General features: G+C 60.4%; 19 protein-coding genes and 1 tRNA gene. 15 read left to right on the plus strand and 5 right to left on the minus strand.

Annotation, left to right across the window (positions count from 1 at the left end; translation table 11 throughout):
* The 6 genes from QP915_RS03030 (at window position 1) to QP915_RS03055 (ending at window position 11,068) form a co-directional block, all read left to right on the plus strand.
* On the plus strand, window positions 1-786 hold the full coding sequence (locus tag QP915_RS03030; protein ID WP_284767955.1) for a hypothetical protein: 786 nt from the start codon (window positions 1-3) through the stop codon (window positions 784-786).
* 32 nt (window positions 787-818) lie between these two features.
* Window positions 819-3,926 (plus strand): ATP-dependent helicase, encoded by a 3,108-nt coding sequence (locus tag QP915_RS03035; protein WP_284768008.1) that lies wholly within the window; start codon window positions 819-821, stop codon window positions 3,924-3,926.
* Entirely contained in the window at window positions 3,919-7,098 is a 3,180-nt protein-coding gene (locus QP915_RS03040; protein WP_284767957.1) for an ATP-dependent helicase, read from the plus strand. Before QP915_RS03035 ends, QP915_RS03040 begins: the two co-directional genes overlap by 8 nt.
* A gap of 72 nt (window positions 7,099-7,170) precedes the next feature.
* Window positions 7,171-8,286, plus strand: coding sequence for a potassium channel family protein (locus tag QP915_RS03045; protein ID WP_502869311.1), 1,116 nt, complete (start codon window positions 7,171-7,173; stop codon window positions 8,284-8,286).
* On the plus strand, window positions 8,287-9,018 hold the full coding sequence (locus QP915_RS03050) for an NAD(+) diphosphatase (RefSeq protein WP_284767959.1): 732 nt from the start codon (window positions 8,287-8,289) through the stop codon (window positions 9,016-9,018).
* Complete coding sequence (locus tag QP915_RS03055; protein ID WP_284767961.1) at window positions 9,011-11,068, plus strand: ATP-dependent DNA helicase UvrD2; 2,058 nt, start codon at window positions 9,011-9,013, stop codon at window positions 11,066-11,068. The genes QP915_RS03050 and QP915_RS03055 overlap by 8 nt, the downstream gene beginning before the upstream one ends.
* Here the strand turns inward: QP915_RS03055 and QP915_RS03060 are convergent.
* Window positions 11,046-11,933: a hypothetical protein gene (locus QP915_RS03060; protein ID WP_284767962.1), complete on the minus strand. Its 888-nt coding sequence runs from the start codon at window positions 11,931-11,933 to the stop codon at window positions 11,046-11,048. The genes QP915_RS03055 and QP915_RS03060 overlap by 23 nt on opposite strands.
* Before the next feature lie 62 nt (window positions 11,934-11,995).
* On the opposite strand from QP915_RS03060, the gene QP915_RS03065 reads away from it, so the two are divergent.
* Window positions 11,996-12,517 (plus strand): M48 metallopeptidase family protein, encoded by a 522-nt coding sequence (locus QP915_RS03065; protein WP_284767963.1) that lies wholly within the window; start codon window positions 11,996-11,998, stop codon window positions 12,515-12,517.
* Here the strand turns inward: QP915_RS03065 and QP915_RS03070 are convergent.
* Window positions 12,514-13,935, minus strand: a complete 1,422-nt coding sequence (locus tag QP915_RS03070) for a zinc-dependent metalloprotease (RefSeq protein ID WP_284767964.1) — start codon at window positions 13,933-13,935, stop codon at window positions 12,514-12,516. The two genes, QP915_RS03065 and QP915_RS03070, sit on opposite strands and share 4 nt — an antisense overlap.
* A gap of 93 nt (window positions 13,936-14,028) precedes the next feature.
* On the opposite strand from QP915_RS03070, the gene QP915_RS03075 reads away from it, so the two are divergent.
* Window positions 14,029-15,093, plus strand: a complete 1,065-nt coding sequence (locus tag QP915_RS03075; RefSeq protein WP_284767966.1) for a YlbL family protein — start codon at window positions 14,029-14,031, stop codon at window positions 15,091-15,093.
* Between the two features lie 5 nt (window positions 15,094-15,098).
* On the opposite strand, the gene QP915_RS03080 is transcribed toward QP915_RS03075, so the two are convergent.
* Together QP915_RS03080 and QP915_RS03085 are read right to left on the minus strand one after the other, a co-directional pair.
* Window positions 15,099-15,770: a beta-N-acetylglucosaminidase gene (locus QP915_RS03080; protein WP_284767967.1), complete on the minus strand. Its 672-nt coding sequence runs from the start codon at window positions 15,768-15,770 to the stop codon at window positions 15,099-15,101.
* Window positions 15,771-15,816: 46 nt separating this feature from the next.
* Window positions 15,817-16,353 (minus strand): PPA1309 family protein, encoded by a 537-nt coding sequence (locus QP915_RS03085; RefSeq protein WP_005322346.1) that lies wholly within the window; start codon window positions 16,351-16,353, stop codon window positions 15,817-15,819.
* A gap of 123 nt (window positions 16,354-16,476) precedes the next feature.
* On the opposite strand from QP915_RS03085, the gene QP915_RS03090 reads away from it, so the two are divergent.
* From QP915_RS03090 to QP915_RS03120, 7 genes are all read left to right on the plus strand, one after another.
* Window positions 16,477-19,434: a UPF0182 family protein gene (locus QP915_RS03090; protein WP_284768010.1), complete on the plus strand. Its 2,958-nt coding sequence runs from the start codon at window positions 16,477-16,479 to the stop codon at window positions 19,432-19,434.
* Window positions 19,435-19,585: 151 nt separating this feature from the next.
* Window positions 19,586-19,662: transfer RNA gene (locus QP915_RS03095), tRNA-Met, on the plus strand.
* A 151-nt stretch (window positions 19,663-19,813) separates the two neighbouring features.
* Window positions 19,814-20,689 carry an ABC transporter substrate-binding protein gene (locus tag QP915_RS03100; RefSeq protein ID WP_284767968.1) on the plus strand — a complete coding sequence of 292 codons (876 nt, stop codon included), beginning with the start codon at window positions 19,814-19,816 and terminating at the stop codon, window positions 20,687-20,689.
* Window positions 20,690-20,718: 29 nt separating this feature from the next.
* Window positions 20,719-21,651, plus strand: coding sequence for a FecCD family ABC transporter permease (locus QP915_RS03105; RefSeq protein WP_284767970.1), 933 nt, complete (start codon window positions 20,719-20,721; stop codon window positions 21,649-21,651).
* The gene (locus QP915_RS03110) at window positions 21,641-22,624 is read left to right on the plus strand and encodes a FecCD family ABC transporter permease (RefSeq protein WP_284767971.1); all 984 of its coding nucleotides are present in this window, start codon (window positions 21,641-21,643) and stop codon (window positions 22,622-22,624) included. The genes QP915_RS03105 and QP915_RS03110 overlap by 11 nt, the downstream gene beginning before the upstream one ends.
* A 2-nt stretch (window positions 22,625-22,626) precedes the next feature.
* Complete coding sequence (locus tag QP915_RS03115) at window positions 22,627-23,439, plus strand: ABC transporter ATP-binding protein (RefSeq protein ID WP_284767973.1); 813 nt, start codon at window positions 22,627-22,629, stop codon at window positions 23,437-23,439.
* Between the two features lie 24 nt (window positions 23,440-23,463).
* Window positions 23,464-24,285: a kinesin gene (locus tag QP915_RS03120; protein ID WP_239208864.1), complete on the plus strand. Its 822-nt coding sequence runs from the start codon at window positions 23,464-23,466 to the stop codon at window positions 24,283-24,285.
* A 304-nt stretch (window positions 24,286-24,589) separates the two neighbouring features.
* Here QP915_RS03120 and QP915_RS03125 read toward each other — a convergent pair whose 3' ends face one another.
* On the minus strand, window positions 24,590-25,030 hold the full coding sequence (locus QP915_RS03125; RefSeq protein WP_284767975.1) for a DUF1990 family protein: 441 nt from the start codon (window positions 25,028-25,030) through the stop codon (window positions 24,590-24,592).
* Between the last annotated feature and the right edge of the window lie 76 nt (window positions 25,031-25,106).

Consider the following 25,106-nt stretch of genomic DNA (forward strand, 5'->3'; position numbering starts at 1 on the left):
ATGCCGCTTCCCCCAGAGCATGTTTTAAGCGCTTTCCACGCGGAAACCGGTGCCACTGGTACCCGCCGCGCGCAGGGCGATCAATTGGGCCCGGTGTGGGATAACGGCATCAAGGTGGGCGACGTGGTCTATTCGCAGGCCGGTCCGTTTGCCGCCTGGTCCGCTAAGGTGCGCGAGCGCCTCAGCGTGCAGGGGGCCCGCGTTTCCCGGCCGGTACTGTCTAGCGATGGCCGGCACACGGCCGCTGGATGGAAGGCTACCCAGTTTATTCCGGGCCATGTACGCGGGCGAATTGATGAAACCGCACAGATGGCGTTGCGCCTCGACGCGGCTATAGCCGAGGTGCCCCTTCCCAACGGGCAGCGCAGCGATGCCTTCGCTCGCGCAGAGCGCGCCGCCTGGGAGGAGACGGGCGAGGCTTATCGCCCAGCCCTGCTTGCCGACGTCCCCCTTATCCCCGCCCACACCGCTCTTCTTACCACCACGGTTTACCACGGCTCCAATCCGCCGGGCATTGTGGACATTGTGCCGAGCGAATCCCCACGCCCAGCCGGCTGGACCGCCGCTTTAGTTATTGTGGATGGGCTCATTGCCCAAGCGGTTGATGATGGGATCTGCCAGCGCTTTAGTCACGTACCCGGTATGCCGGAGTTGCTTTTGCGCGCGGTGTCGTATCGCCGACACATCAATGACCTGCATCCCGCCTCGCGTTCAAACACGCGTTCGCACATTGAGCGGGTGGAGCAGCATCTGGTGTCGCGGGCATCTGCCATACTGGAGCGGTGAGTTACGACCCCCATTCCACCGCGCGTGCGGGAGTGGTCCTTCCACCGTCCCCGCAGGTGCGCCTCGTTTCCCGTACCCAGTCCGCCACGACCCGCAGTTGGCCTGTTGACCTGCCCGAATCCGGTACCTGGAAGGTAACCGGTGCCGCTGGCACCGGTGTGTCCAGCTTCCTTATCGATACCGTCATTCATGCCTTGGATAAAGCCCGGGAGACCGGCGCGGATCCCTCCGGCATCCTCGTTATCGCTCCCTCGAAGGAATCCGGCGCCCGGCTGCGCCGCGAGCTCTCTGAGCGCCTCGAGGATTACGCCGCACAGACCTCCATGGTGCGTTCCGTACACTCCCTAGCATTCGCGTTGCTGCGCACAGCGGCCGAGGAGGAGCTGCGACTTATTACCGGTGCCGAGCAGGACGCCGTCATCCGCGAGCTGCTCACTGGCCAAGCAGAAGACGGACATGGCTCGTGGCCCGCGGAGATGCGGCCCGCGCTGGAATATGTGGGCTTCGCCCGGCAGCTGCGCGATTTCCTTTTGCGTTCCATTGAACGCGGCCTGGGTCCGGGCGACCTAGAGCGCCTCGGCGCCGAGCACGGCCGCCCCATGTGGTCCGCGGCGGGTGAATTCCTGCGCGAGTACGAACGCGTGCAGCTCCTTTCCCGCGCCCATTCCTATTCCGCTGCGGAATTGGTTACCGCGGTTCTTCAGCGCCCCCAGCTACTGCGCGAGCACCCCTTCCACACCATCATTGTCGATGATGCGCAATTGCTCGATCCCACTGCGGGCAAGCTCATTCGCGAAATGGCCCCGCAGGCTAATCTCGTGGTGGTGGGTGGCGATGCCGATCAATCCGTCTTTGCCTTCCGTGGTGCTAGCTCGCGTTTCCTGCGGGACTTCCCAGCTGACCACGACATTGAGCTTACCGAGCCTCACCGCACACCCGCTCCGGCGTGCATCTCCATCGTGGATTCGGACGGCAGGCTGCGTGACGTCGTAGCCAATACCGTGCGGCGCCGTCACTTAGAAGACGGCGTGCCCTGGCGCGATATCGCCGTCATCGTTCGTTCAACCGGTGATATCGGCCAGATGCGCCGCACCCTTTTGTCCGCCGGCGTGCCCGTGCACATTAGCCCTACCGACGTCGTCTTAGCCGAACAGCGTTTGGTTTCCGCCGTGCTGCTCGCCCTGCGTGCCTTGGAGGAAGACCTATCAAACTCGGAGTTGGAAGAATTGCTCACCGGTCCCGTGGGTGGCGCCGATCCCGTCACCCTGCGCCGCCTGATCCGTGGATTGCGCCGCTGGGATTCCACCACCCGGGGCATCGATAGCCTGCGCGGTCTTCTCTACGGCGAGCTCCCAGATTTTAATGGACAACTCACTGAGCGCGAATACTCCATCCTGGAGCGTGTACGCGCGGTTCTAAGTGCCGGCCGGGACGCACTCGCCTCCGGGGACTCTGTGGAGGAGATCCTCTGGGCCGTGTGGAGCGCAACTGAGCTTGATAACCGCCTGCAGGCTTCGGCGCTGCGCGGTGGTGCGACCGGCTCGCAGGCCGACCGCGACTTGGATGCAATGATGGCGCTTTTTGACGCCGCAGGCGACTACGTCGAGCGTCGCCCTGATTCCTCGCTGCGTGCCTTCCTGACGCATATCACCGAACAAGAACTTCCCACCGGTGTGCGCGACCGCCGCACCGCCATTCCGCAGGCAGTAGAGATCCTGACTGCACACGGTGCCGTGGGCCGCGAATGGGATACCGTCATCGTGGCCGGCGCGCAGGAAGGAAGCTGGCCTTCGCTAGGGGAGACCGGCTCCATCTTTGGGCAAGAAGATCTCATCGATCTCCTCGACCACGATATTGATCCCGATACCCCCGTCAGCCACGTTGCCTCCCGCTTGGCAGAGGAGCGACGTCTCTTCCACGTCGCTACCACGCGCCACCGACAGCGCCTTCTCATTGCCGCCGTGGAAAACCCAGAGGGCGATACGGTCTCTGAGCCTTCTCGCTTCATCAGCGAATTCGCCGGCCGTGGCGTGGACGTGCCTGGCCAAGCTGCGCGTCGGCAAGCAAAGCGGGCGCTGCGCCGCACCCAACTCCCGCGCGAACTGGGCCTCGATGTGCCCGAACCCGCACCCGTGTCATTGCGCGATGGGCTCGAAGTGGATCCCCTTGATGTGGCGGTGCTGTCCGTGCCGGCCTTTGTCGCACAATTGCGCCGCGTAGTTACCAATCCGGAATCCGGTGAGGTTGAGCGCAAACAAGCAGCGCGCCAGCTCGCTCGGTTAGCGGCAGCCGATATCCCTGGCGCCCACCCAGAGCAGTGGTGGTCTGCGCGCTCCGTTGCGGCTGAACTGCCGCTGCATACCAGCGGTAGCTTGTCGCCTTCCCGTGTGGAAGCATTGCTCAACTGTCCGCTCAAGGCCGTGCTCGGCAATGTGGCCGAGGACCCAAGCACCGAGGAACACCTGCTCCGCGGTACGTTGGCGCACGCCTTCTTTGAAGCCCTTGGCCGCGGCATGGACGCGGAAAAGGCCAAGCTATTGGTGATGGAGGCTTTCGAGCGCATTCAGGATGTACCGCAGTGGCAATTGCGATTCAAGCTCGATGAGTTTTCCACCCTGTTGGACCGCGCCCGGGAATGGGCGCGCCAATCCGAGGTTAATCAAGAGCTTGCCGGTGTGGAAATCCCCGTAGGCGTACGCGTCAGCGAGGAGGTGCGCATCGGCGGCTATATGGACCGTCTGCTTCGCGATGAAGAGGGCAATTACTTGGTGGTGGACCTCAAGACGGGTAGAAGCACGCCGGCTAAGAAGGAAGGCGAAGACCATGTGCAGCTGATGACCTATCAGCTCGCGCTTGCCCACGGCGCATTTGACGGCCACCAGGTTCACGACGGCGAAGGCATGCCGCGCCAGGGCGGTGTGCTGGTGTATCCGGGGGTGACCACCAAAAAGATTGGTGAGATTTGGCAAAGCGATAAGTCGCCGGAGGCCCTGGAAGAATTCGCCGCACTTCTGCCTCCGCTGGTGGAGGAGATGCGTGGCCCGCGCATCACTGCGCGCACCAATAAAGACTGCGATAAATGCCCAATTCGCTCTATCTGCCCCGTGCAGGAAGAAGGAAGGATGACCACCGATGCCTAAGAGCAATTTTTCCCCACAGCAGATCGCTGCAGCCTTGGGCAAGGACTTTCCGCCTACCGAGGAACAAGCCCACGTCATCGAAGGCCCATTTAGCCCCAAACTCGTGGTTGCCGGCGCTGGTGCCGGCAAGACAGAAACCATGGCCTCGCGCGTGGTCTATCTTGTAGCCAATGGCTATGTGCGCCCGGAGCAGGTTCTCGGCCTGACCTTCACCCGTAAGGCCGCGCAGCAGCTGGAGCAGCGCATCCGCCGGCAGCTGATTAAATTGCGCGATTCCGGCCTCATCCCACCAGGCGGTGAGGTGGCAGAAGCGCTAGAAAACATTGCGCCGAAGGTAGCCACCTATGACTCCTACGCGGGAGAACTCGTTCGCGAATACGGGCTCTTGGTTCCAGTAGAGCCCACCGCACGCATCATCACCGAGGCCGAGCGCTATTCCTTGGCCTACGATGTGGTGCGCAATTACACCGGCCAGCTGGAAGACGACCGCGCCCTAGCCACGATTACCGAGACCTTGCTGAAATTCAGCCAGGACATCGATAACGGGCTCAAGGACACGAGTCACATCGCCCAGCATGCCCGCGATTTTCGGGCGGACATCGATAACCTCGATAAATCCCAAAAGAATGGCCCCGAATACTCGCAAAAGTTGCTGGAATATATCCAAACACAGGAACGCCGCGTGCAGTACGTGCCGCTGCTGGAGGCCCTGAAAAAGGAACAATCTGAGCGACAAGTCATCACCTTTGGCGAGCAAATGGCCGTCGCCGCCCGCGTCGCGCGCGACCATCCTGTGGTGGGAAAGCAGCAGTCCCAGCGCTATAAGGTCATCATGCTAGACGAGTACCAAGACACCTCCTATGCCCAGCGCGTGCTTCTACGCAGCCTATTCGGAGGGGACCAAGAGGACCTGTCGGTTACGGCCGTGGGCGATCCAATGCAGGCCATCTACGGGTGGCGTGGTGCTACCTCTGAAAACCTCACTGCCTTCGTGGAAGACTTCCCAGTCGCGCCGGGCACACCCGCCCCGAAGGACCAGTTGACCACCTCTTGGCGCAACCCCTCTGGTGCGCTGGATTTGGCTAACTCAGTGGCGGAGGGAGTATTCGAAGGCGTTGAACGTCCCGTGGACGAGCTGTCTGCCGCCCCGCATAAGGGCGAAGGCGATATCCAGTTGGCGTACTTCGACAGCGAGGTTCGCGAGCGTGAATTCGTTGCCGAGTACCTGAAAGAGCAGTGGGAAAAGCGCGAGGGAGATACCTTCAGCGCGGCGGTTTTGGTGCGCAAAAATAGGCACTCCGCACCCATCGCTGCGGCCCTAGACAAAGCGGGCGTACCCAATGAAATCATCGGTCTCGGTGGCCTGCTGTGGCAGCCAGAAATCCAGGACCTCGTAGCTATTGCCACCATGCTCGTGCGCCCAGAAGACTTGCCTGCGGCAGTGCGGGTGCTGGCAGGGCCGATTTGTGGCCTGGGAATCAGTGATATTCAAGCGCTCGCTTCCCGCCAACGAAACCTGGCCGGCGCGAGGGAGGAGCGCTTGCGCTGGGAGCCGGGGATGGACCCGGAAGAATACTTGCGTGCGCAGCTGGAAGATGTCACCGCTGAGGAGCCGGATCAGCGCGTCGGCCTTGCTGACGCCCTGGCAGATTTGGGTGAAAGAGACCGCTATACCCCGCAAGGCCTCGCCCGTATGGAAGAGATTTCTGCCAAACTGCGACACCTGCGCACTTATTCTCTTTCCAAACCGCTGGTGGACATCTTCGCCGATATTGAAGCATTGTTTAATATCCGCACCGAGGTACTAGCTCGTGGAAGCGCAGGGGGCGCGACACATCTGGATAAATTTGCCGATATCGTCGCAGGCTTCCACGGTGATTCCTTGTATGCGCTCTTGGATTACTTTGCGTTAGCGCTCGAAAAGGAAGATGGCCTAGACCTCGGCGAGGTTCCCGCCGCCACTGACCGCGTGCAGATTATGACCGCGCACAAGGCCAAGGGCTTGGAATGGGAACACGTCTGCGTGGTGCATGCGGATTCGTCTAGCTATAGCGCACAAGCAGAGACCTTCCTGTCCAGGATCGATAAGGTCCCGGGAGACGATGACTATATTGAGGTTCCAGAGGATGCCCAAAAGCGCTCGCATTTCCAAAACGCGTGCGAGGAGTTTAAGAAAGCAGATAGCGCCATCAAGGCGGAAGAATCGGCGCGCCTTTTTTATGTGGCGCTGACGCGTACCGAATCTACCCTGACCGTTACCGGCTCGGGCACCAATAACGGCAATGGAAAGAACAAGAAAGTTCCCTACGAATACCTAGAGCGCCTGAAAGAGCAATTCCCGCAGTACGTGGTGGAGTGGTCCGTCCCCGACGAGCCTTCCGAGGATGATTTTGGAGAGAGCGCACAATTCCCAGCACTTGAGGCCAGCCCAGAGGCAGTCGCCGGTGCGGACCTAGTCCTTGCAGCAATGGAGGAACTTCCAGATTTGAGCCGGGGTGAAACCTTTGAGTTATGGGAGCAGGAAGCTGGCGCTCTCATTGAGGAGTACAAGGCCTTGCAACAGCCGGTGGTAGACGTTGAGCTACCCAGCGAGCTGACCGCCTCCGACATGGTTGCGCTGCGGGCCGACCCGCTTCAGTTTGCCCGCAGGCAGCGCCGCCCCGTGCCGTTTAAGCCGAATTCCTATGCCAAGCGCGGTACCGCCTTCCACGCGTGGTTGGAGGACCGCTTCGGCAGCCCGGCGCTATTGGGCGAGGAAGAACTTCCGGGAATCGATGAACCGGAGGACTTTGATTTGGAAGAGCTCAAGCAGGCCTTCCTGAACTCCGAGTGGGCCGAACGTCAACCGGAGCACGTGGAGGCGCCCTTTGAAATTACTATTGGTGAGTCCGTGGTGCGCGGGCGCATGGATGCGGTATTCCGCTTGGAGGATGGCACCTGGATGGTGGTGGACTGGAAGACCGGCCGCCCACCCCAGGGAGAAGCCATGGATGCTGCCAAGATACAGCTAGCGGTCTACGCAGAGGCTTGGCGCCGCATCTACGGCGGGGAAAAGATTCGTGCCGCATTTTATTATGTGCACGATGGTTATACCTTCGAGCCTGCCCGCCTGCCGCGTGGGGAAGAGCTGAAGGAACTCCTTGAATCGTCAGTTGAGCACCACAAGGGCTAAGGTATGTGGGCGGTTGCGTAAGCGCGCAATCTCTTGAGCAATCATTCGAGACCAGAAAAGAAGGCTGGGCTAGTGGCCAAAAAACGTGCGCAGGCAATGAAGTCACGCTTTAGAAGTCGCTTCTTGCCGCAGGTTGAGCTGTCCTCGCAGCCAGACCACGCGCTCATTGATGTCATTACGGTGCCGAGGGATGAAAATTCCAGCCCGTGGCGTCAGTTGGGCAAGCGTGTGCTGTGGGCTTTTGGCATTGTTGTCTTCGTGACCGCCGTGGTCTATGTGGACGGCAGTGGGTATAGCGAGGACATGTCACTATTGGACTCTGCCTACTATGCGGCGGTGTCGCTGACCACCGTGGGTTATGGCGATATCGTGCCCGTGTCCCCGCAGGCCAGGTTCATTAACTTAACGCTTATTACCCCCGCCCGCCTGATCTTCCTTGTTTTATTGGTTGGCGCGACCTTGTCCGTGTTGACGGATAAGGCCCGCCGCACTTTCCAAATCCAGAACTGGAGAAAGCAATTGCGTAACCACACCGTCGTTATCGGATATGGCACCAAGGGCGCCGGAGCCGTGGCCGCGCTGCTGGCCGATGATGTTCCGTCCTCCCAGATCGTGGTCATCGATACCAACCGTGCGTCCCTCGCTCACGCCGAGCACCACGGGCTGGTCACCATCTTTGGTTCCGGCACCAAGCAGGACGTGCTCAAGATCGCTGGGGTAGAGCATGCCAGCTCCATCGTCGTTACCCCATCCACGGACGATACCGCGGTGCTGTGTTGCCTGTCCGTGCGAGAGCTTGCACCCAAGGCCAAGATCGTGGCGTCGGTGCGCGAGTCCGAGAACCGTCACCTGTTGCTCCAATCCGGTGCGGATTCCGTGGTCACCTCTGCGGAGACGGCCGGTCGACTGCTGGGCCTGGCCACCGTGACCCCGACGGTGGTGGAGATGATGGAAGACCTGCTCTCACCCAATGAGGGTTTCTCCGTAGCCGAGCGCGCCGTGCGCGAATTCGAGGTGGGCTCCAACCCACGCCACCTGGCAGATATCGTGCTGGCTGTCTTGCGCAATAACGAGCTGCACCGCGTGGATACCGCGGATGCCTCCGCGCTGAAGCCGGGCGACCGCCTGCTCTACATCAAGCATGAGATGGAACAGCCCATCGAGGTCATGGATGATGATGAGGACTAAATGTTCCTCCCAGTAACCCCTAACGGCCAGGTACCGGTTACGGCAGCGGGGGAGCCGGTGCTGGTGGAGAAGGTTCCCGGGGGCGTCGGCAAGCACGCAGTAGTGGACCTAGGTACCCTGCAGGCGTGCGCGTATCCGGAAGACGGTGCTAGCGAGCTGGGCCAGCTGGAAAGCGCAACGTTCTTTGCGGACCAGCCAGTGATTTTGCAAGCCATTGCGCTGATCCGCAACCGGCGCGAGCAGCGCTTTGATCCGCGCACCGGTCACAAACTGGACTACCCAGCACCGGGAATCGTTGGTCGCGATCCTGTGGACGAGCGCCGAATGGTTTTCCCACGCCTAGATCCTGCCGTTATCGGGCTTATTCGCCTCAGCGGCACCGACCGGATTTTGCTGGCGCGCAATCGCCGCCGCACTGGCTTCTTTTCTCTGATCGCCGGCTACGTTGAGCCGGGCGAGACCGCGGAGGCTGCTTTTGCACGCGAGGCCCTGGAAGAAACCGGGCGCAGGGTGGAGGATATTCGCTATTGGGGCTCGCAGCCGTGGCCGCCGAGTGGCTCCCTTATGCTGGGCTTTTGTGCGCGCACGGCTGATGTCCACCCCACCTGCCATACTGATGGGGAATTGGAAGAAATCCGGTGGGTGGAGCGCGCCGAGCTGCCTGAGCTTAAGCTTCCTCGTCCGGGTTCAATTGCACACACGATGATTATGGAGTGGTATCACGGTGACTAAGCCGGATTTGTCCCTGCTGGATGAAGATCAGCTGCGTGCGGCCACGGCGCCGCGCGGGCCCGTGTGCATCTTGGCCGGCGCGGGTACGGGCAAGACCCGCACTATTACCTATCGCATTGCCAACTTGGTCGACCAAGGCTTTGTGAGCCCGCAGCGCGTGCTTGCGGTGACCTTCACGGCACGAGCGGCCGGAGAAATGCGCGATCGCCTGCGCACCATGGGCGTGGCCGGCGTGCAGGCGCAGACTTTCCACGCGGCCGCGCGCCGCCAGTTGAAGTATTTCTGGCCGCAGGTAGCAGGAGACCTTCCGTGGCAGCTGCTGGATAATAAATTCCCACTGGTTGCCCGCGCGGTGCGCTCGGTGGGGCTGGATAATTCCAAGGACATGATTCGAGACGTCCTGGCGGAGATCGAGTGGGCTAAGTCCGCGCTGGTCAGCGCCGAGGATTATGAGTCCGTGATCGAGAATACGGACCGCAGTGCGCCGGCCGATCCGGCCAAGGTGGCAGAGGCCTTCCGCCGCTACGAGCAGTCCAAGGCCACGCCGGACATGATGCATCTGGATTTCGATGACCTGCTCATGCACATCGCGGGTGCCATCGAGAATGTGCCGGCGATTGCGGAGACCTTCCGCGAGCAGTACCGCACCTTTGTCGTCGATGAGTACCAGGATGTTACCCCGCTGCAGCAGCGAGTGCTCAACGCCTGGTTGGGCGATCGCGATGACCTTACCGTGGTGGGCGATGCTAACCAGACCATCTATTCCTTCAACGGTGCCTCCCCGGACTACCTGCTCAATTTCTCCCGCACGTACCCGGATGGCACCGTGGTCAAGCTGCAGCGCGACTACCGCTCCACGCCGCAGGTAACGGACCTGGCCAACCGGGTCATTGGCAAGGCCACCGGCCGCGCGGCGGGCACGCGCTTGGAGCTGCAGGGCATGCGCGAGCCCGGCCCCGAGCCCACCTTCAAGGCCTATGAGTCCGAAGAAATCGAGGCCCAGGAGGTGGCCGGCCAGGTCCTTACCCTGCTGGATCAGGGTGTGCCGGCCTCCGAAATTGCCATCCTTTACCGCATCAACGCCCAGTCGGAGCAGTTTGAGCAGGCGCTTGCCGACGCCGGAGTGGTCTACCAAGTCCGCGGCGGCGAGGGCTTTTTCCGCCGCCCGGAAATCCTGGAGGCTATCCGCGTGCTCATCGCCGCAACGCGCCGCGAGGACCTGCCGGATGACCCGGTGGCTATTGCCCGGGCCGCCTTTGTCGAGCTGGGCTTGAGCTCCACCGAGCCGCAGGGTGCCCAGGCCCGCGAGCGCTGGCAGTCCCTCAACGCACTGGTAGGGCTCATTGAAAAGATTGTGGAATCGACTCCTGGCATCGATCTCAACGGGGTGCTGGGGGAGTTGCGCCGGCGCTCTACCGATAAGCAGGCCCCAGCCATGGAAGGCGTGACGCTGGCTACCGTGCACGCCGCCAAGGGCTTGGAATGGGATGCGGTATTCCTCGTGGGGCTGACAGAAAAGCTCATGCCCATCAACCACGCCATCAAGGCCGGCGACGAGCAGGTAGAAGAGGAGCGCCGCCTTTTCTACGTCGGCATTACCCGCGCCCGTGAGCACCTCGCGCTGTCGTGGGCGCTGGCGAAGACTACCGGCTCGCGGGCTTCGCGCGAGCGCACCCGCTTCCTCGATGGCATCGTCCCGGCGGCTGAGGATTCCTCCGGCGGTGGGGCTCGCTCGCGCCGCCCGAAGCGTTGCCGCGTGTGCTCTGGCCCGCTGGGAACACCGGCGGAAAAGGTCATCGGCCGCCATGAAGATTGTGAAGGCGGCGGCGATGAAGAGGTTTTTGCCGCCTTGCGCTCGTGGCGCTCCCAGGTAGCGCGTCAGGAAAAGGTACCGGCGTATGTCATCTTTTCCGATGCCACCCTACAGGCGATTTCGGAGGAATTGCCTTCTGATGAAGCAGAGATGCTCTCCATCTCCGGCGTAGGCCCTAGCAAGCTGGAGCGCTACGGCGCCCAGGTACTAGAGGTTATTCGTTCGGTTCGTAGCTAGCCAGGTTGGTCTTGCCGCCGAAGCACACCGGGCAGCGTGGATGCGCTATGACGGTGCGCTGCTGGTGGTGTCCGTAGATATCGACCTCCCATTGCTGTCCGGGGCGCGGCTTTGCGGTCGGTGCGCCTGGCGGCAGCGGCCGCCCCATCAGCCGCCGGATTATCACCTGCGTATGCGCCGCAACCGCATCGAGCACCACGGCTTCTGGCGTGCGGCGCACGCGGGTGAGCTGGGTGCTGATGATATTCCAAAGCGGGTCCATATCCACGCGCGCCAAGTGCGCGCACAATGGGCACGGTCCTTGGCCCCGCAGCCGTACCGGTCCGATGACGCCACGATTGTCCAGCAAAGACACCGGAATCCACGTGGTTGCTGTGCCCGCGAGTGCATTCGCGCAGTCCAGCGGGCAGTGCAGCTGGTCCACGGCGAGGACCGGATACATGCCGTCGAGGTCGTGGATATAGGAAAAGACATTGTCCTCCTCCAGCGGTATGCGCACCTGGAAGCCATCCGCCTCAAGGCGCGCGCGAAGGCTGTGTGCCAGGGCGGACTCGCCCATGAGGACAATGGTGTCTGCCTTGTCATCGGCTTCGTTGTGTGGCCAGAGGATGCCATAGTCCAGTGCATCTTCAATGAGGCTCAGCGCCGCCGCATCCTCAAGCCCTGCGGCACGCAGCCGGTGGGACAAGTCCTCCGGGGCCACTGGCTCGCGAGCGGTGTTGAAAGCTGTCGCGACGGCGAGCGCGCTTCCAGTTTCCGCAACCCCAACGCGGGTGGCATCCATGCCAAATTGGATCACCGTTTCCTCGCGGCAAAACACTGCGCTGCCTGGCGCCAAGACCACCTGGGTGGCAGAAATCCCCACGCCTTTAACCCCTTCCCCCGAAGTATGTGGTCTCCATTGCACCACAGGTACAATCACCTGTCATGTCGAGCACGCAGCAAACCGCACCGCAGCCCCCAGAGGTCAAAGTCATTCGCTCTGCCAAGCGGAAGAAAACCGTGCAGGCGCGCATGGTATCCGGGGTGCTCGAGGTACGTATTCCCGCGTGGATGTCCGCGCGTGATGAGCGCGAAGCAGTCGCAGACATGTTGGCGCGGGTGGAAAAGAAACAGGGCAGTGGCCGCCGCACGGACGCCCAACTCGAAGAACGTGCGCGGCGGCTTAACGCGGCGTATTTAGATGGCCGTGCAACCATCGGCTCTATTCGGTGGGTGAGCAATCAAAATACGCGGTGGGGTAGCTGTACTACCTCCACCGCGGATATTCGGCTCAGTGACCGGCTGCAACAGGTGCCGGACTATGTGCTGGATTCAGTGATTATTCACGAGCTCACCCACACCTTCATCCCGCGCCATGGGCGGGATTTTTGGCAATGGGCGGACAGGGCGCCCCACGCCGAGCGGGCGAAGGGCTATCTTGAGGCCTATCAGCGCTGGGGCTGCTAGTTCTCCTCGTCCTCGTTTCCCTTGTCCTTCTTCTCGTCCTTGGCTTCCGGATTCTCGGACTCCTTGGAGTCGTCGCCCTGCGCCGCAGAGGTATCCTCGCCGTTCTTCAGCATTTCCTCCAGCTTGGCAAACTCTTCTTCAAAGCCCTCATCCGGGCCTTCGTCCAGCAGGGAATCGATAAAGGCGGCCGGGTTATCGAGGTGCTCCGCAGTGGGCAGGAAGTCCGGGTGATCCCAAGCCTTATCGCGCTTTTCTGCGCCCACGGCGACGGTGGCGCGACGCCATAGCTCAGCGGCCTCAGAGACCTTCGGGGCATTGAGCTCGATGCCGACCACCTTGCTGAAGGCGTTCTCGGCGGAACCGCCGGTGTTGCGGCGATGCGCCCATGCCTGGGTCAGCTTCGAGGTCGACGGGATGCGCTCGCCCAGTGCCTCAGTAACGACGTGCTCGGCCCAGCCTTCCACCAGTGCCAACAGGGTCTCGAGGCGGGATGCGGCCGCAGTGTTCTTGGAGGTAATGCGCGGGGAGAGGTCCATGCCCTGCAATTTGCTCATCGCGTCCTGGATCGCCTGTGGATCGCCGGACTCGAGGTTGAGCTCGCGGGTGACTTCCTCCAGATGGGAGGTATCAATAACCAGGCCGATGGCATATTCCTCTACAGAGGAGACGATGCGCTCTACCAGCCAGGGCACGTGCTTGAACAGGCGCTGGCGGGCAGCCTCGCGGGCGGCAATATAAACCAGCACTTCCTGGCCAGGAACATTAAGCTCGCGGGCGACCTTCTGGATGGTCTGTGGCAACAGTGCCACGGTATTGGCTGGGGCGATGGGCAGGCCGAAATCGGAGCCGGTCAGCGCCTGGGAGGCCAAATCGCCCAAGGCGTGGCCAAGCTGCATGCCAAAGTTCATGCCAGACATCTGGTTCATCATCTTGGTCATGGGGCCCATCATCTCGCGGGCCTCTTCCGGCATGGAGTCCAGCTGAGCATCATTCATGTGCTCTGCCACCGGGGTGACCATGCGCTGCCACGCCGGCATGGTCTCTTCCAACCACTGCTTGGAATCCCAAGCCTTGGCCGTGCCAGAGGCGGTGGGCAAATAGGTGGCGTCATCAAGCCAGAGCTCCGCCAAGCGGACGGATTCCTCCACAGCCTTGGTATCGTCCGCGCTTACCGCCTTGGACTGCGAGATCTGCTGCAGGGCGATGCGCTTAGCCATGTCGTAATTAACGGGGCCGGAGTTTTCCGGCGAATTCATCGAAGAGCCCATGCCGGACAGCATCTGACCGAACTGGTTCAGCATGTCACCGAGGCCGCCACCATTAGCGCCGCCGAATGCGCCGAACGGGTTCTGGTCACGACGTCCGTCATTATCGTCGTCATCGTTATTGGGGAAAGAAAAACCGAATCCGTTGCTCATGCGTCCTAATCTACCGGCACCATCCGGCTACTTTCCATGATCCCCGCTACGCTGACAGCGAACACTACGGCAAAGGTTGTAGGGTATTGATCCGTGAATTCTCCTGCTAGCCGTCGCGTCCGCACCATTGCCTGGGGTGCCATCCCCGTCGTCCTCACCGGTGCGTTGGTATCGCTTGACCATATCCCCGGCACCGATGTGTCTTTGACCGTGCCTTATGCCGCCGAGGGCCCAGGACCCACGGTGGACACGTTGGGGGAGGTCGACGGCACCCAGGTCGTTGACGTTCAAGCGCCGAACACCTATGACACCGACGGCCACCTCAACATGACCACGGTCTCCGTGCGCACCAATATGACCCTCGCGCAGGCGCTGGGCCGCTGGATGATGACCGATGACACCATCGTGCCCATCGATACCGTCATTCCGCAGAATATGAGCGATAAAGAGGTAGAAGAGTCCAATAAGCAGGCCTTTACCCAGTCCGAGTCTGCAGCCACCGTGGCGGCAATGGATTACCTGCACCTGCCGGTAAAGATCACCATCGCGGAAGTCATGGATGAGGGCGCGGCGCAGGGCACGCTGAAGAAGGACGATGTCATTACCGCAGTAGACGGCAAGGAGGTCTCGGAGCCGGGCGAGGTCCAAGACGTCATCAAGCAGAAAAGCCCTGGCGATAAGGTCACGCTGACAGTCAAGCGGGGCGGCAAGGAGCAAGAAGAAGAAATAGAGCTAGGGGAGAACCCGAAGCAGAAGGGGCGGGCAATGCTGGGCATCGCCATGCTCTCGGTCCCGCAGGATGATATTAAGGTCAAATACAACCTGCAGGATATTGGCGGTCCCTCCGCCGGCATGATGTTTACCCTGGCGGTCATCGATAAGCTCAACGAGGAAGACCTCACCGGCGGCAAGTTCGTGGCCGGTACGGGCACGATTCAGGAAGATGGCAAAGTGGGCCCCATTGGCGGCATCCAACATAAAATCGCCGCGGCGCACGAGGCCGGAGCGGAGCTCTTCCTCGCGCCGAAGGATAATTGCTCCGAGGCCGCCGCGAGCGACCACGGCGATATGCCCATCGCGGAAGTTTCCACCTTGGATGAGGCGGTGTCCACGATGAAGGACTTCGCGGACGGCAAGGATATTAAAACCTGCCAGTAGCCGGCCTACTTAGCTAGGCCCAGCTCCTTGATCTTCTCTTCCGGGTCCTCCTGGTCGGAGGAGATCATCTGCTGCATAACCATGCCTTCTTTGTTGTCCACCACGGTGATAACCGCGGTGGTTCCCAAGGTGGACCAGCCTACGACGCGGTCGCCGTCATCCTCAATGACCTGCGAGCTGCGCAGCTCGGTGAGCACCTGCGTGGTTTGCTTGGCCTTGGAATGCGAGCGGAAGAACTGGAACTGGCCTACCTCCGGCCCAGAGCAGTTATAGGAATCGTCCCCGCCCGTGGAATCGCAGCGGTCGAAGTGCGCGAAGAGCTCCTTGGGCGCTACCGGCGCAAAGATGTCATAGGCCTTGGCCACCGACTTTTCCAATTTTTCGTTGCCGGGCTCCTTGCTTGCCGACGCCCCCTCAGACGCCTCCGAGCTTTCCGCCGCGCTCGATTCCGCGCTGGACGCAACGGTGGAAGAGGAGCTAGAGGCGGTGCTGGTTTCCTCAGCGGTATCCGCCGCAGGGACGGTGGACTCGGCGCCGGCAGGGGAGGTCTCCGCGGGGGCGTCGGCAGGCGCGGCATCGTCCGAGGAACAAGCGGCAGTGCTCACGCCTACACCCAGCAGAAGCGCTGCTGCGGTGGCGCGGGTGGCGGTCAGGCGAGTGAGAGTAATGCGTCGCACGGTAGGAAAATGCTCCTTAGTCGCAGGCGAGAATTGTCACTTCAGTCTAATCTAGCTCATCCGGGTCTTGGTTCAGCCCATAGCGCAAGGCCGCAATGACCCCCGGAGCTACCTGGGGGCCGCCGCGCAGCTGGATGTCATCTTCTGCGAACGGTCCGGCCGCTTCCAGCTCTTCCTCGGTGGGGCGCAGCTGCAGCAAGGTGGTTTCGATGCCTTCCTCTCGCAGTGCCCCGGAATAAAGGCGCGCCGGGCGAGGGGAGGGGTCCTCGCTAGAGGTATCGCGGAACTTAATTTCTTGGGCCAAGATGACGCCGGCAACCTCCCGGGGCCAGGCCAGGCGGGAGACATAATCGGCCAGCTGTTCAGAACCGGGCTCAATGTTTTCGGGCACATTATCTTGCACGATGAGGGTAAGCGGCGCCGCGTCCTCTTCATCGAGCGCGGCAAGCTGATCGGCTACCAAGTGGGTGGGAACCAGCGCGAAGATGGTGGGCCGAGCGTCCCAGCCTTCCGCGTGGACGAATTCCACGGCTTCGGTCATCGCGCGGTTTAAAGCTGGCTGTGATAATTCGGGGGAACTCATGAACATCCTTATTCGTTATCTGTGTATTGCTTCCTTAAGCTGGAAGAAGTCTACAGGTTTTAAATTCGCACTAGTTGATTGGAGCTGGCGTTGTCCTTAGGGTCATCCACACCAGCCGCCCCGTTGAAGCGGCCCCCGCGGGTCGCGACAATCATTGCGGCCATCATTGCCGTCCTTTTGTTCTTCGGCCCCATGCTCGTGGGCGTGTACACGGATTGGAGGTGGTTTGGTGCGATTGAATACCGGAACGTCTTCACCACCGCGATTATTGCGCGAATAGTCCTCTTTATCATCTTTGGCCTTATTGCCGCCGCAGTGGTGTGGGCCGCCGGCTACTTTGCCTGGCGCGGGCGCCCGGATTCGCTCGACCTTGGGGACCTGAACTCGCCGGTGTATCAATACCGCAAGTCCATTGAGAAGTCCATGGGCGTCTTCTTCAAGGTCATCCCCGCCGTCGTGGGCGTCATCGCCGGTTTCATCGGTCAGGCCAATTGGCGCACGGTGTTGCTCTTCCTCAACGGCCAGGAATTCGGCGAACAAGACGCCCAGTTCCACCACGACCTAGGTTTTTATGCCTTCACGTTGCCAGTTCTGAAGATGGTGGTGAGCACCCTATCCATCCTGTTGATTCTGGCCTTCCTCATCGCGCTTTTCGGCCACTACGTGCTGGGCGGCATCCGCATTGGCAATAAGGCCGCCGGTGTGCGCGGATCCATTTCCCACCCAGCCCGCCTGCAGCTGGCGGTAACCGCCGGCCTGTGGATGGTAGCCCAGGTCATTGGCTACTGGTTGGAGCGCTATGAGCTGCTTAATACCCAGCACGACCTCTTCACCGGTGGTTCCTATACCGATATCCACGCCTACTTGCCGGCGAAGATCATATTGATGATCATTGGCGTCTTTGTGGCCGTGGCCCTGTTTATGGCCGTTGTCATCAAGGACCTGCGCATCCCCGGCCTGGCCGTGGTGCTGATGCTGCTGTCCTCGCTGGTCATTGGCCAGGCATGGCCGCTGCTGATGGAACGCTTTTCCGTCCAGCCCAACCGCCAGGCTAAGGAAGAAGAATCCATCGCCCGCAATATCGAGGCCACGCGCTTTGCCTATGGGCTCACGGATGAACACGTCACCTATGAAGACAACTGGGGCGGAGATGATGTCTCCGATGACAAGGTGGCCTCTGATAACGCCACCATCAATAACCTCCGCCTGCTGGATCCGGAGATCCTTTCTCCTACCTTTACTCAGATGCAGCAGCTGAAGAACTTCTATGGTTTCCCAGAGACGTTGTCGATGGACCGCTACAAGATCGACGGCAAGAAGCGCGACTTCGTCGTCGCCGCCCGCGAGCTGGATCCGAACGAGCTGCGAGAGAACCAGTCAGACTGGATTAACCGCCACACCGTCTACACCCACGGCAACGGTTTTGTGGCAGCCCAGGCCAATAAGGTCGACGAGGTAGCTCGCGATGCAGGGTCTGCCCGCGGTGGCTTCCCCATCTTTACCGTGTCTGACCTACAGACCCAGGCCGGCGAGTCTGAGGGCGAAGGCGAGACCCAGGACGCAGAGAAGTCCCTTGGCATTAAGGTAGACCAGCCGCGCATTTACTACGGCCCGGTCATTGCCGGCGCGGCCGACGGAATGGACTACGCGATCACCGGCCAGACCGGCGATAATCCGGTCGAGTATGACACCGATAGCTCCACCTACACCTATGACGGCAAGGGCGGCGTTGACATTGGCAATATCTTTGACCGCACCATGTACGCCGCCAAGTACCGTGAGCTGAATTTCCTGCTCTCGGATCGCGTCGGCAGCGAATCGAAGCTGCTGTATGACCGCGACCCGCGCGAACGCGTGGAAAAGGTTGCTCCGTGGCTGACCACCGATTCTGCTACCTACCCGGCAGTGGTTGATGGCCGCCTGAAGTGGATTGTGGATGGCTATACCACCTTGGAGTCCCTGCCTTACTCCCAGCGTGCCTCGCTTTCCGACGCCACCCAGGACACCCTCAATCCCGATGGCACCACCCAGCGCTTGGTCAATGACAAGGTCGGCTATATCCGCAACTCGGTCAAGGCCACCGTCGATGCCTATGACGGCACTGTGGACCTGTACGAGTTCGACAAGAATGACCCGGTGCTCAAGGCTTGGCAGGGCGTCTTCCCGGACGTCGTTAAGCCTGAGGCGGAGATCTCCGATGAGCTGCGCGAGCACTTCCGCTACCCGGAGGATATGTTCAAGGTGCAGCGTGACCTGTTGGCCCGCTATCACGTGGATGACCCGAACGTCTTCTTCAATAACGATGCTTTCTGGTCCGTGCCGAATGACCCCACTGCGGAGGAATCCCGCCAGCTCAATCAGCCGCCGTACTACGTAATGGCCGCAGATCCGAAGACCGGCAAGCCGACCTTCCAGCTAACCACGTCCTATCGTGGCCTCAACCGCGAGTTCTTGTCTGCGCACATGGCCGTATCCTCCGATCCGGAAAACTACGGCGATATCACCGTGCGAGTGCTGCCCACCAATACGCAGACCCAGGGCCCGAAGCAGGCCCAGGATGCGATGATGTCCTCCGACCAGGTCGCCCGCGACCGTACCCTGTGGGAGGGCACTAACGACCTGCACAATGGCAACCTGCTAGCCCTGCCAGTAGGTGGCGGCGAAATCCTGTACCTCGAGCCGATCTACTCGCAGCGCAAGGACCAGGCCTCTGCCTTCCCGAAGCTGTTGCGCGTGCTCGTGTCCTATAAGGGCCGCGTAGGCTACGCTCCGACTATTGGTGATGCGCTTGAACAAGTTGGAATCGATGCCAAGGCTGCCCAAAACATTGAGGAAGTCGAGGGCGATTCCGAGGACAAGGATGGCGCCAAGGACGACAAGAATAAGAAGGATGCCAAGGAGGACAAGCCTTCGGCCCCGGCCTCTGCGCCTTCCTCTTCCGACCAGGCCGGCGCCATCGATGACATCAACAAGGCTTTGAAGGGCCTTGAGGATGCACGCGATGGTTCCTTCGAGGAATACGGACGCGCCTTGGATGAGCTCGACAAAGCAGTCGAGTCCTACCAGTCGACGGAGAAGTAGTTCCGGCTTATAATCGCGATGGATTAGGCACCTGCCCAGCGGATTTGGGTAGGTGCCTTTCTCTATGTATAGTTACATGAGTCGCCAGGACAGAGCGAATACACTTTGTGTTAACGCACTGTTAAAGCGCAGATGATGGAAGTCATCTCGACGCGGGGTGGAGCAGCTCGGTAGCTCGCTGGGCTCATAACCCAGAGGTCGTAGGTTCGAATCCTGCCCCCGCTACCAACTTCCAGGCCCTCATCGGTTCGCCGGTGAGGGCCATTTTTTATTTTTGCTTACTGGGCGGAATCTAGTGAACGTGCGGCGACATGGTCTGTAGCGGGAAAGTAGCAATCAGGCTCTAGACAGCAAACCCTTACCTAGGTAAGGTAAGCCTATGCAAAAGAAAGACTTCATGAATGTGCGTGCAGTTATCGCACTCGTAGCCACTCTAGCCCTAGGCGCAGGCCTTGTTGCGTGTTCTTCTGATTCTTCTTCTAAGGAAGGAAACGGAGAAAAGAAGATCGAGCGAGTTGTGGCGCTTGATTGGCGCTACGAGGAAATTCTCAAGGCCCTCGATGTGGACCCAGTGGGAATCGTGGAAATCGGTAAGTCGGAGGCACCAACTACGTTGAAGGGACAGTTAGGTCAGGCGACCTCCGTGGGCCAAGCCAAGCAGCCGAACCTAGAAGTTATCCAGTCTTTGGAACCAGATCTGATTTTGGCTAGCCCTACCCGTCAAGCTGATATCATGCCGCAACTGGAAGAGATTGCGCAGACGGAATCCTACCCAGATGAAACCTACTCGGACGTGTTGGACTCGATGGATGAGATCGCGGCCAAACTCGGCAAAGAGGAAAAGGCTAAAGAAGTCCGTCAGCGCATCGAGGCCAAGATTGCTCAGACCAAGGACACGGTAAAGCCGGGGAGTCGTGCGGTCGTGGCTGGCTGGTCCAGCGAGATGCTCTATACCTGGGTCAACCCCTCTTTCCCTCAGTCGCTACTGAGTAAAGTGGGCTATGACTATGCCTTCGACGGCGAGAAGTCTTCTATCGAATCTAAGACTGATGTAGCGGAACTGACCGGCGATAAGCTCCCTGGAATGAAGGCTGACCGAGTCTTTATGTACAAGGACGTCGAAGCGTTTAAAAAGACGCCCTATGCCAAGGGCAGCGGTGACATCGTAGAGGTAGACCAAGATATCTGGTCGCGCGCCCGCGGGCCATTATCTGCCGAGCATATGCTCGATGACATTATCGCCGCTGAAAAGTAGTGGCACCTCGAACTAAAGCCAGCGTCTGCTTGGTCCTTGCAACCGCTGCCGCTGCCTTTGTGTGGTGGTGGCGGCTCCGCCATGTTCAGGTGCCAGTTGATACCCCGTGGTTAGAAGAAGAGCTGCATAGCGTGGCTTTTGACCGTCTCCTTGCTACCACGGTGGTCGGTATTGCACTAGGTGTAGGTGGGTTATTGCTGCGCACGGCAACCGCGAATCCGCTCGCCGATCCGTCCATCACTGGTGTGAACTCCGGTGCGGCACTCGGTGCAGTCGCAACCGCAATGTTTTTAGGAAGCGAAACCTCGAGCGTTGACCAGCTGCCCGGTGCGCTGCTGGGTGCGGGGATTGCTGTGGGGGTGACGGTGGGCGTCGGCAAGAGCGGTGCGATCCAGCGCATGGTACTCGTTGGCGTTGCCGTTTCCGCACTGTGTAGTGCCTTGACCTCCATTTTCCTGGTGGTGGATGAAGCTCAACTGGCGACGGTGATGTCGTGGCTTTCTGGCCGGCTTGCCGGTGCACGCCTAAGCGATATTATGCCCGCGCTGATTGCCGTGCTGGTCGTGGTTCCCTTGACCTTAGTCGGTGCAAAAATGCTGGACTTGCTCGTAGCAAGCGATGCCGTGGCCGGTGCTGTCGGCGCGAAGCCGGAGCGCATTCGGTTGGCTGCCATTGTGGCGGCGGTAGTGCTTATTGCTCCGGCCGTAGCTGCAACTGGGCCGATTGGCTTCTTGGGGTTGATGGCCGCGACCGTAGCGTGGCGGGTGTGCGGCCCGCACCACCGCATGGGGCTGTGCGTAGCTGGAATTGTTGGAGCAGCGGTGCTTCTGGTGGCCGACTCGGTTGGCCAGGCAATCTGGGCGCCGGCCGAGACCCCAGTGGGCATCGTGACTTCTTTGGCTGGCATGCCATTAGTGTTGTGGTCCGTCCATGCGTTGGGGAGGAGGAAGCATGCGGCATAAGAGATTTGTTGGCGTGCTAGTAGGACTCATCTTGGCGTTGGCGTTGAGCGCAATAATCGGCATGGGCGTCGGTGCGGTGATGAAACCGCCGGGCGAGGTGATTACCGCCTTCGTTACCGGAGAGCCGCTTATCTGGAAGTACCGCGCCCCGCGGATCTTGGTGGGAATCTACGCAGGTATTGCCATGGCCGTTTCTGGCTGTCTATTGCAATCCGCGCTACGCAATCCTCTGGCCGCACCAGATACGGTGGGTATTACCTCCGGCGGCGGACTCGCGGCCGTTGCGGTACTTATGGGAGCAGGTGCCCTGCCGGCCCACCTGCTGACTTTTATTGCCTTTATTGGCGCGTTGGCGGGAACTGGGGTGGTTCTTCTCCTCGCCGGACGCGGGGCAAGTGATCCGGTGCGCCTGCCGCTTACCGGGGTGGCGGTATCCTTTGGGCTGGGCGCCATCACCGAATTGCTCTTGGTGCGGGCCGCCCCAGAGGCAGGAGCGGCCATGACATGGTTGAAAGGTTCGCTTTACGCCCGCTCGCTTGGCGATGCCACCATTGTCGCCCCTTTTATCCTTCTCGCCCTAACCGTCTCGATGGTGGTGGCAAGACACCTGGATATGCTCGCGCTGGATGATTCGACCATGGCCGGCATCGGCGTGAGCACCAAGATGTGGCGCCTAATAGCAGTAGCATTAGCCGTCATCCTCGGCGCCGCGGGAGTCGCCGCGGCCGGAGTCTTGGGCTTCGCCGGACTCATCGTCCCACATGCTGCTCGCTTGGTTGTTGGCGCGAACCTGCGCCGGCAAATACCCGTGGCGGCCCTGGGCGGCGCGGTCCTTGTGACCGCATGCGATACGCTCGGTCGCTGGGCCTTCGCCCCCACGGAAATCCCCGTTGGCGCGCTCATCGCGCTGATCGGTGCACCGTATTTCATTTTCCTATTGACTCGGCTGACCCGAGTGCGAAACGGAGGCTAGACATGACCCTGACGTGTAGCGAATTAACCGTGGGCTACGGTGGCCCCGATGTGGTCAAGGATGTAAATCTTCACTTATCCAGTGGTCAAGTAACCGCTCTGATCGGGCCGAATGGCTGCGGCAAGTCGACGCTTCTCAAGACATTGGGCCGCCAGCTTACGCCCAGCGCAGGCGCGGTGTACCTCTCGGACCAAAATATCAGCAAGTATTCCTCGCGTGCCTTTGCCCGTGAAGTTTCTTTTCTGCCACAACATCCCGTGGCTCCGGAAGGGGTACTAGTGCGCGACGTCATCGGTTACGGCCGCTATCCCTATACAGGGGCGCTAGCGACGATGCGGGCCGGAGATCATGCAGCGGTTGAGCGTGCTGCCTCGCGTGCTGGGGTGAGCGAGCTTCTCGACGCCCCTGCGGCAGACCTTTCCGGCGGTCAGCGCCAGCGCGTCTTCCTCGCCATGACCTTGGCCCAAGAAACACCAATTACCTTGCTTGATGAGCCAACTACTTACCTCGACCCCGCGCACCAATTGTCCATTTTGGATCTGATTCGAGACCTCAATGGCGCTGGGACCACAGTGGTCATGGTGGTCCACGATATGGTCCATGCCGCGCGTTATGCCGATCGAATCGTAGCCATGCGTGAGGGACGCATTGTGGCCGAAGGGCCTACCGAGGAGGTAATGACCGCTGAACTCGTACGCGAAACCTTCTATGTTGAGTGTTTAGAGATGACTGATCCATCCACCGGTCGACGCTTTCCCATACCCATTTCCGTGCACGCTCCTGAACTTTCTGGAACCCTAGAAGGAAGAAGATAAATCTATTAAAAGGAGTAAGTAGCAATGGCAAACGATCTAGGCCACGAGGTCGACTTGGACCGTAACGAATACAAGTACTTAGCTTCTGAGGATTCTGTGTCTTCAGCTGCTAAGTCTGACAAGTCCTCTGGGGCGGCTGCAGGTGCCGCTGCTGGTGCAGTTGCTGCGGGTGCCGCAGGCGCTGCCGGCCTGTCCAAGCCGGTCGGTAAGCCATCTGCGGATGGCGATGAGTCCACCGCAAGCAAGTATGAGCCGCAGAACCACGTTGTCGCTGGAGCGGAGGAAGAACATGTGGCTAAGGCTGCCGAGCAGCCGGACCTGCAGGAAGCGCTGGATGAGAACAATGCAGACTACGCGCCTAGCCAGCACATCGTGGGTGAGGCAAAGGAAGAGCACATTGGTTCCGCCCCACAGCAGCCGGACCTGCAGGAAGCGCTGGATGAGAACAACGCGGATTACGCGCCTAGCCAGCACATCGTGGGTGAAGCAAAAGAAGAGCACATTGGAACTGCCCCGCAGCAGCCAGACATTGATCTAGAAGCTGCTGGTGAGACCCCAACCTCTGTCAATGATCTGGATGTAGATCCAGAGATGTCTGGCGATGACCGAGACGAAGCAGATGACGTCACCGGCGAGGCTGGCAATGAGCGTTTGGACCAGCTGAAGGGGAAGGCATCGGAGGCAGGTAGCGCCGTAGGTGATGCCTTCCAGCGTGCTAAGGGCTTTGTGGAAGATAAGGCTCACGAGTACCAAGAAGAGACCACGAAGAAGGGCGGATTCTTCGATCGCGTCAAGGGCGCTGTTCGTGACGCACGCGAATCCATCGAAGATAAACGCAAGAATTAGATCCACGTTTTCTTCGGATTAAAGGGCCGTCTCCTTACAGGGAGGCGGCTTTATTTGATCGAAATATACTCGGCAATCATCCGATCTTTTGTGGATACCGTAGAGGAAAAAGTTCTCTTAACGTGATGGGGGAGAAGAGGTTGCACCCTTAGTAGAGGATCCACAGGTGCTGCTTGTCAACGAACCCACGGCTGTCCTAAGCCGCTGCCGCTCCCAGCATGACCTGATGTTCAATTCCTGGTGAGCACCACAAAAGGTAGAACGGACAGCTTAAAGGCGAGATGAATGCGGCTATCGTTGCCGCTTAGTCCAGCGCGTGGAGATATAGCCGGCTGATAAGCAGGCGCCTTGGCACGTCCACGAGTGGGCGCAGGAAGGGGAGGAAGGGCTCGGAGGCGGCGTCGATAAGCAGCAGGGTGCGACCGTCGCGCAGGCGCTCAAGGGTAAAGGTTTCTACGCCGCGCTCGAGGTGTCCGGGAAGGGTGCCGTAGGTGAACCCGCAGCGGCCGTCTTCGTGGAAGACATCGACTACGCGACAGCGAAAATCCCATGGGCCGAGGCCCATGGTGACCTCCGCGCCGAGCTCTACCACCTCATGGGTGGGGCGCACGCGGAAAAGGCCGCTGCGTTGGATTGACCAGCGGAATAGCCGGTGTGCGGCGGTATCAAAATCAGAGTCGATGACTCGTGACATGTGCAGCTGCGGGAAGTCAGAAGTATCGGAATAAGACAGCGGTGTGACCATGTGGCCAATGATAGGGGAGGGGTGATCACCCCCGAATTCTGGAAGAAATATAACGGCTTGGACACAGTCACAGCAG

It is taken from the genome of Corynebacterium sp. MSK158 (assembly GCF_030229085.1).
Taxonomy (GTDB): Bacteria; Actinomycetota; Actinomycetes; order Mycobacteriales; family Mycobacteriaceae; genus Corynebacterium.

Coding starts and splice junctions, on each gene's coding strand:
- QP915_RS03030 (WP_284767955.1), top strand. CDS start 1: ATGCCGCTTCCCCCAGAGCATGTTTTAAGCGCTTTCCACGCGGAAACC.
- QP915_RS03100 (WP_284767968.1), top strand. CDS start 19,814: ATGCAAAAGAAAGACTTCATGAATGTGCGTGCAGTTATCGCACTCGTA.
- QP915_RS03125 (WP_284767975.1), bottom strand. CDS start 25,030: ATGGTCACACCGCTGTCTTATTCCGATACTTCTGACTTCCCGCAGCTG.
- QP915_RS03040 (WP_284767957.1), top strand. CDS start 3,919: ATGCCTAAGAGCAATTTTTCCCCACAGCAGATCGCTGCAGCCTTGGGC.
- QP915_RS03070 (WP_284767964.1), bottom strand. CDS start 13,935: ATGAGCAACGGATTCGGTTTTTCTTTCCCCAATAACGATGACGACGAT.
- QP915_RS03065 (WP_284767963.1), top strand. CDS start 11,996: ATGTCGAGCACGCAGCAAACCGCACCGCAGCCCCCAGAGGTCAAAGTC.
- QP915_RS03115 (WP_284767973.1), top strand. CDS start 22,627: ATGACCCTGACGTGTAGCGAATTAACCGTGGGCTACGGTGGCCCCGAT.
- QP915_RS03120 (WP_239208864.1), top strand. CDS start 23,464: ATGGCAAACGATCTAGGCCACGAGGTCGACTTGGACCGTAACGAATAC.
- QP915_RS03110 (WP_284767971.1), top strand. CDS start 21,641: ATGCGGCATAAGAGATTTGTTGGCGTGCTAGTAGGACTCATCTTGGCG.
- QP915_RS03050 (WP_284767959.1), top strand. CDS start 8,287: ATGTTCCTCCCAGTAACCCCTAACGGCCAGGTACCGGTTACGGCAGCG.
- QP915_RS03085 (WP_005322346.1), bottom strand. CDS start 16,353: ATGAGTTCCCCCGAATTATCACAGCCAGCTTTAAACCGCGCGATGACC.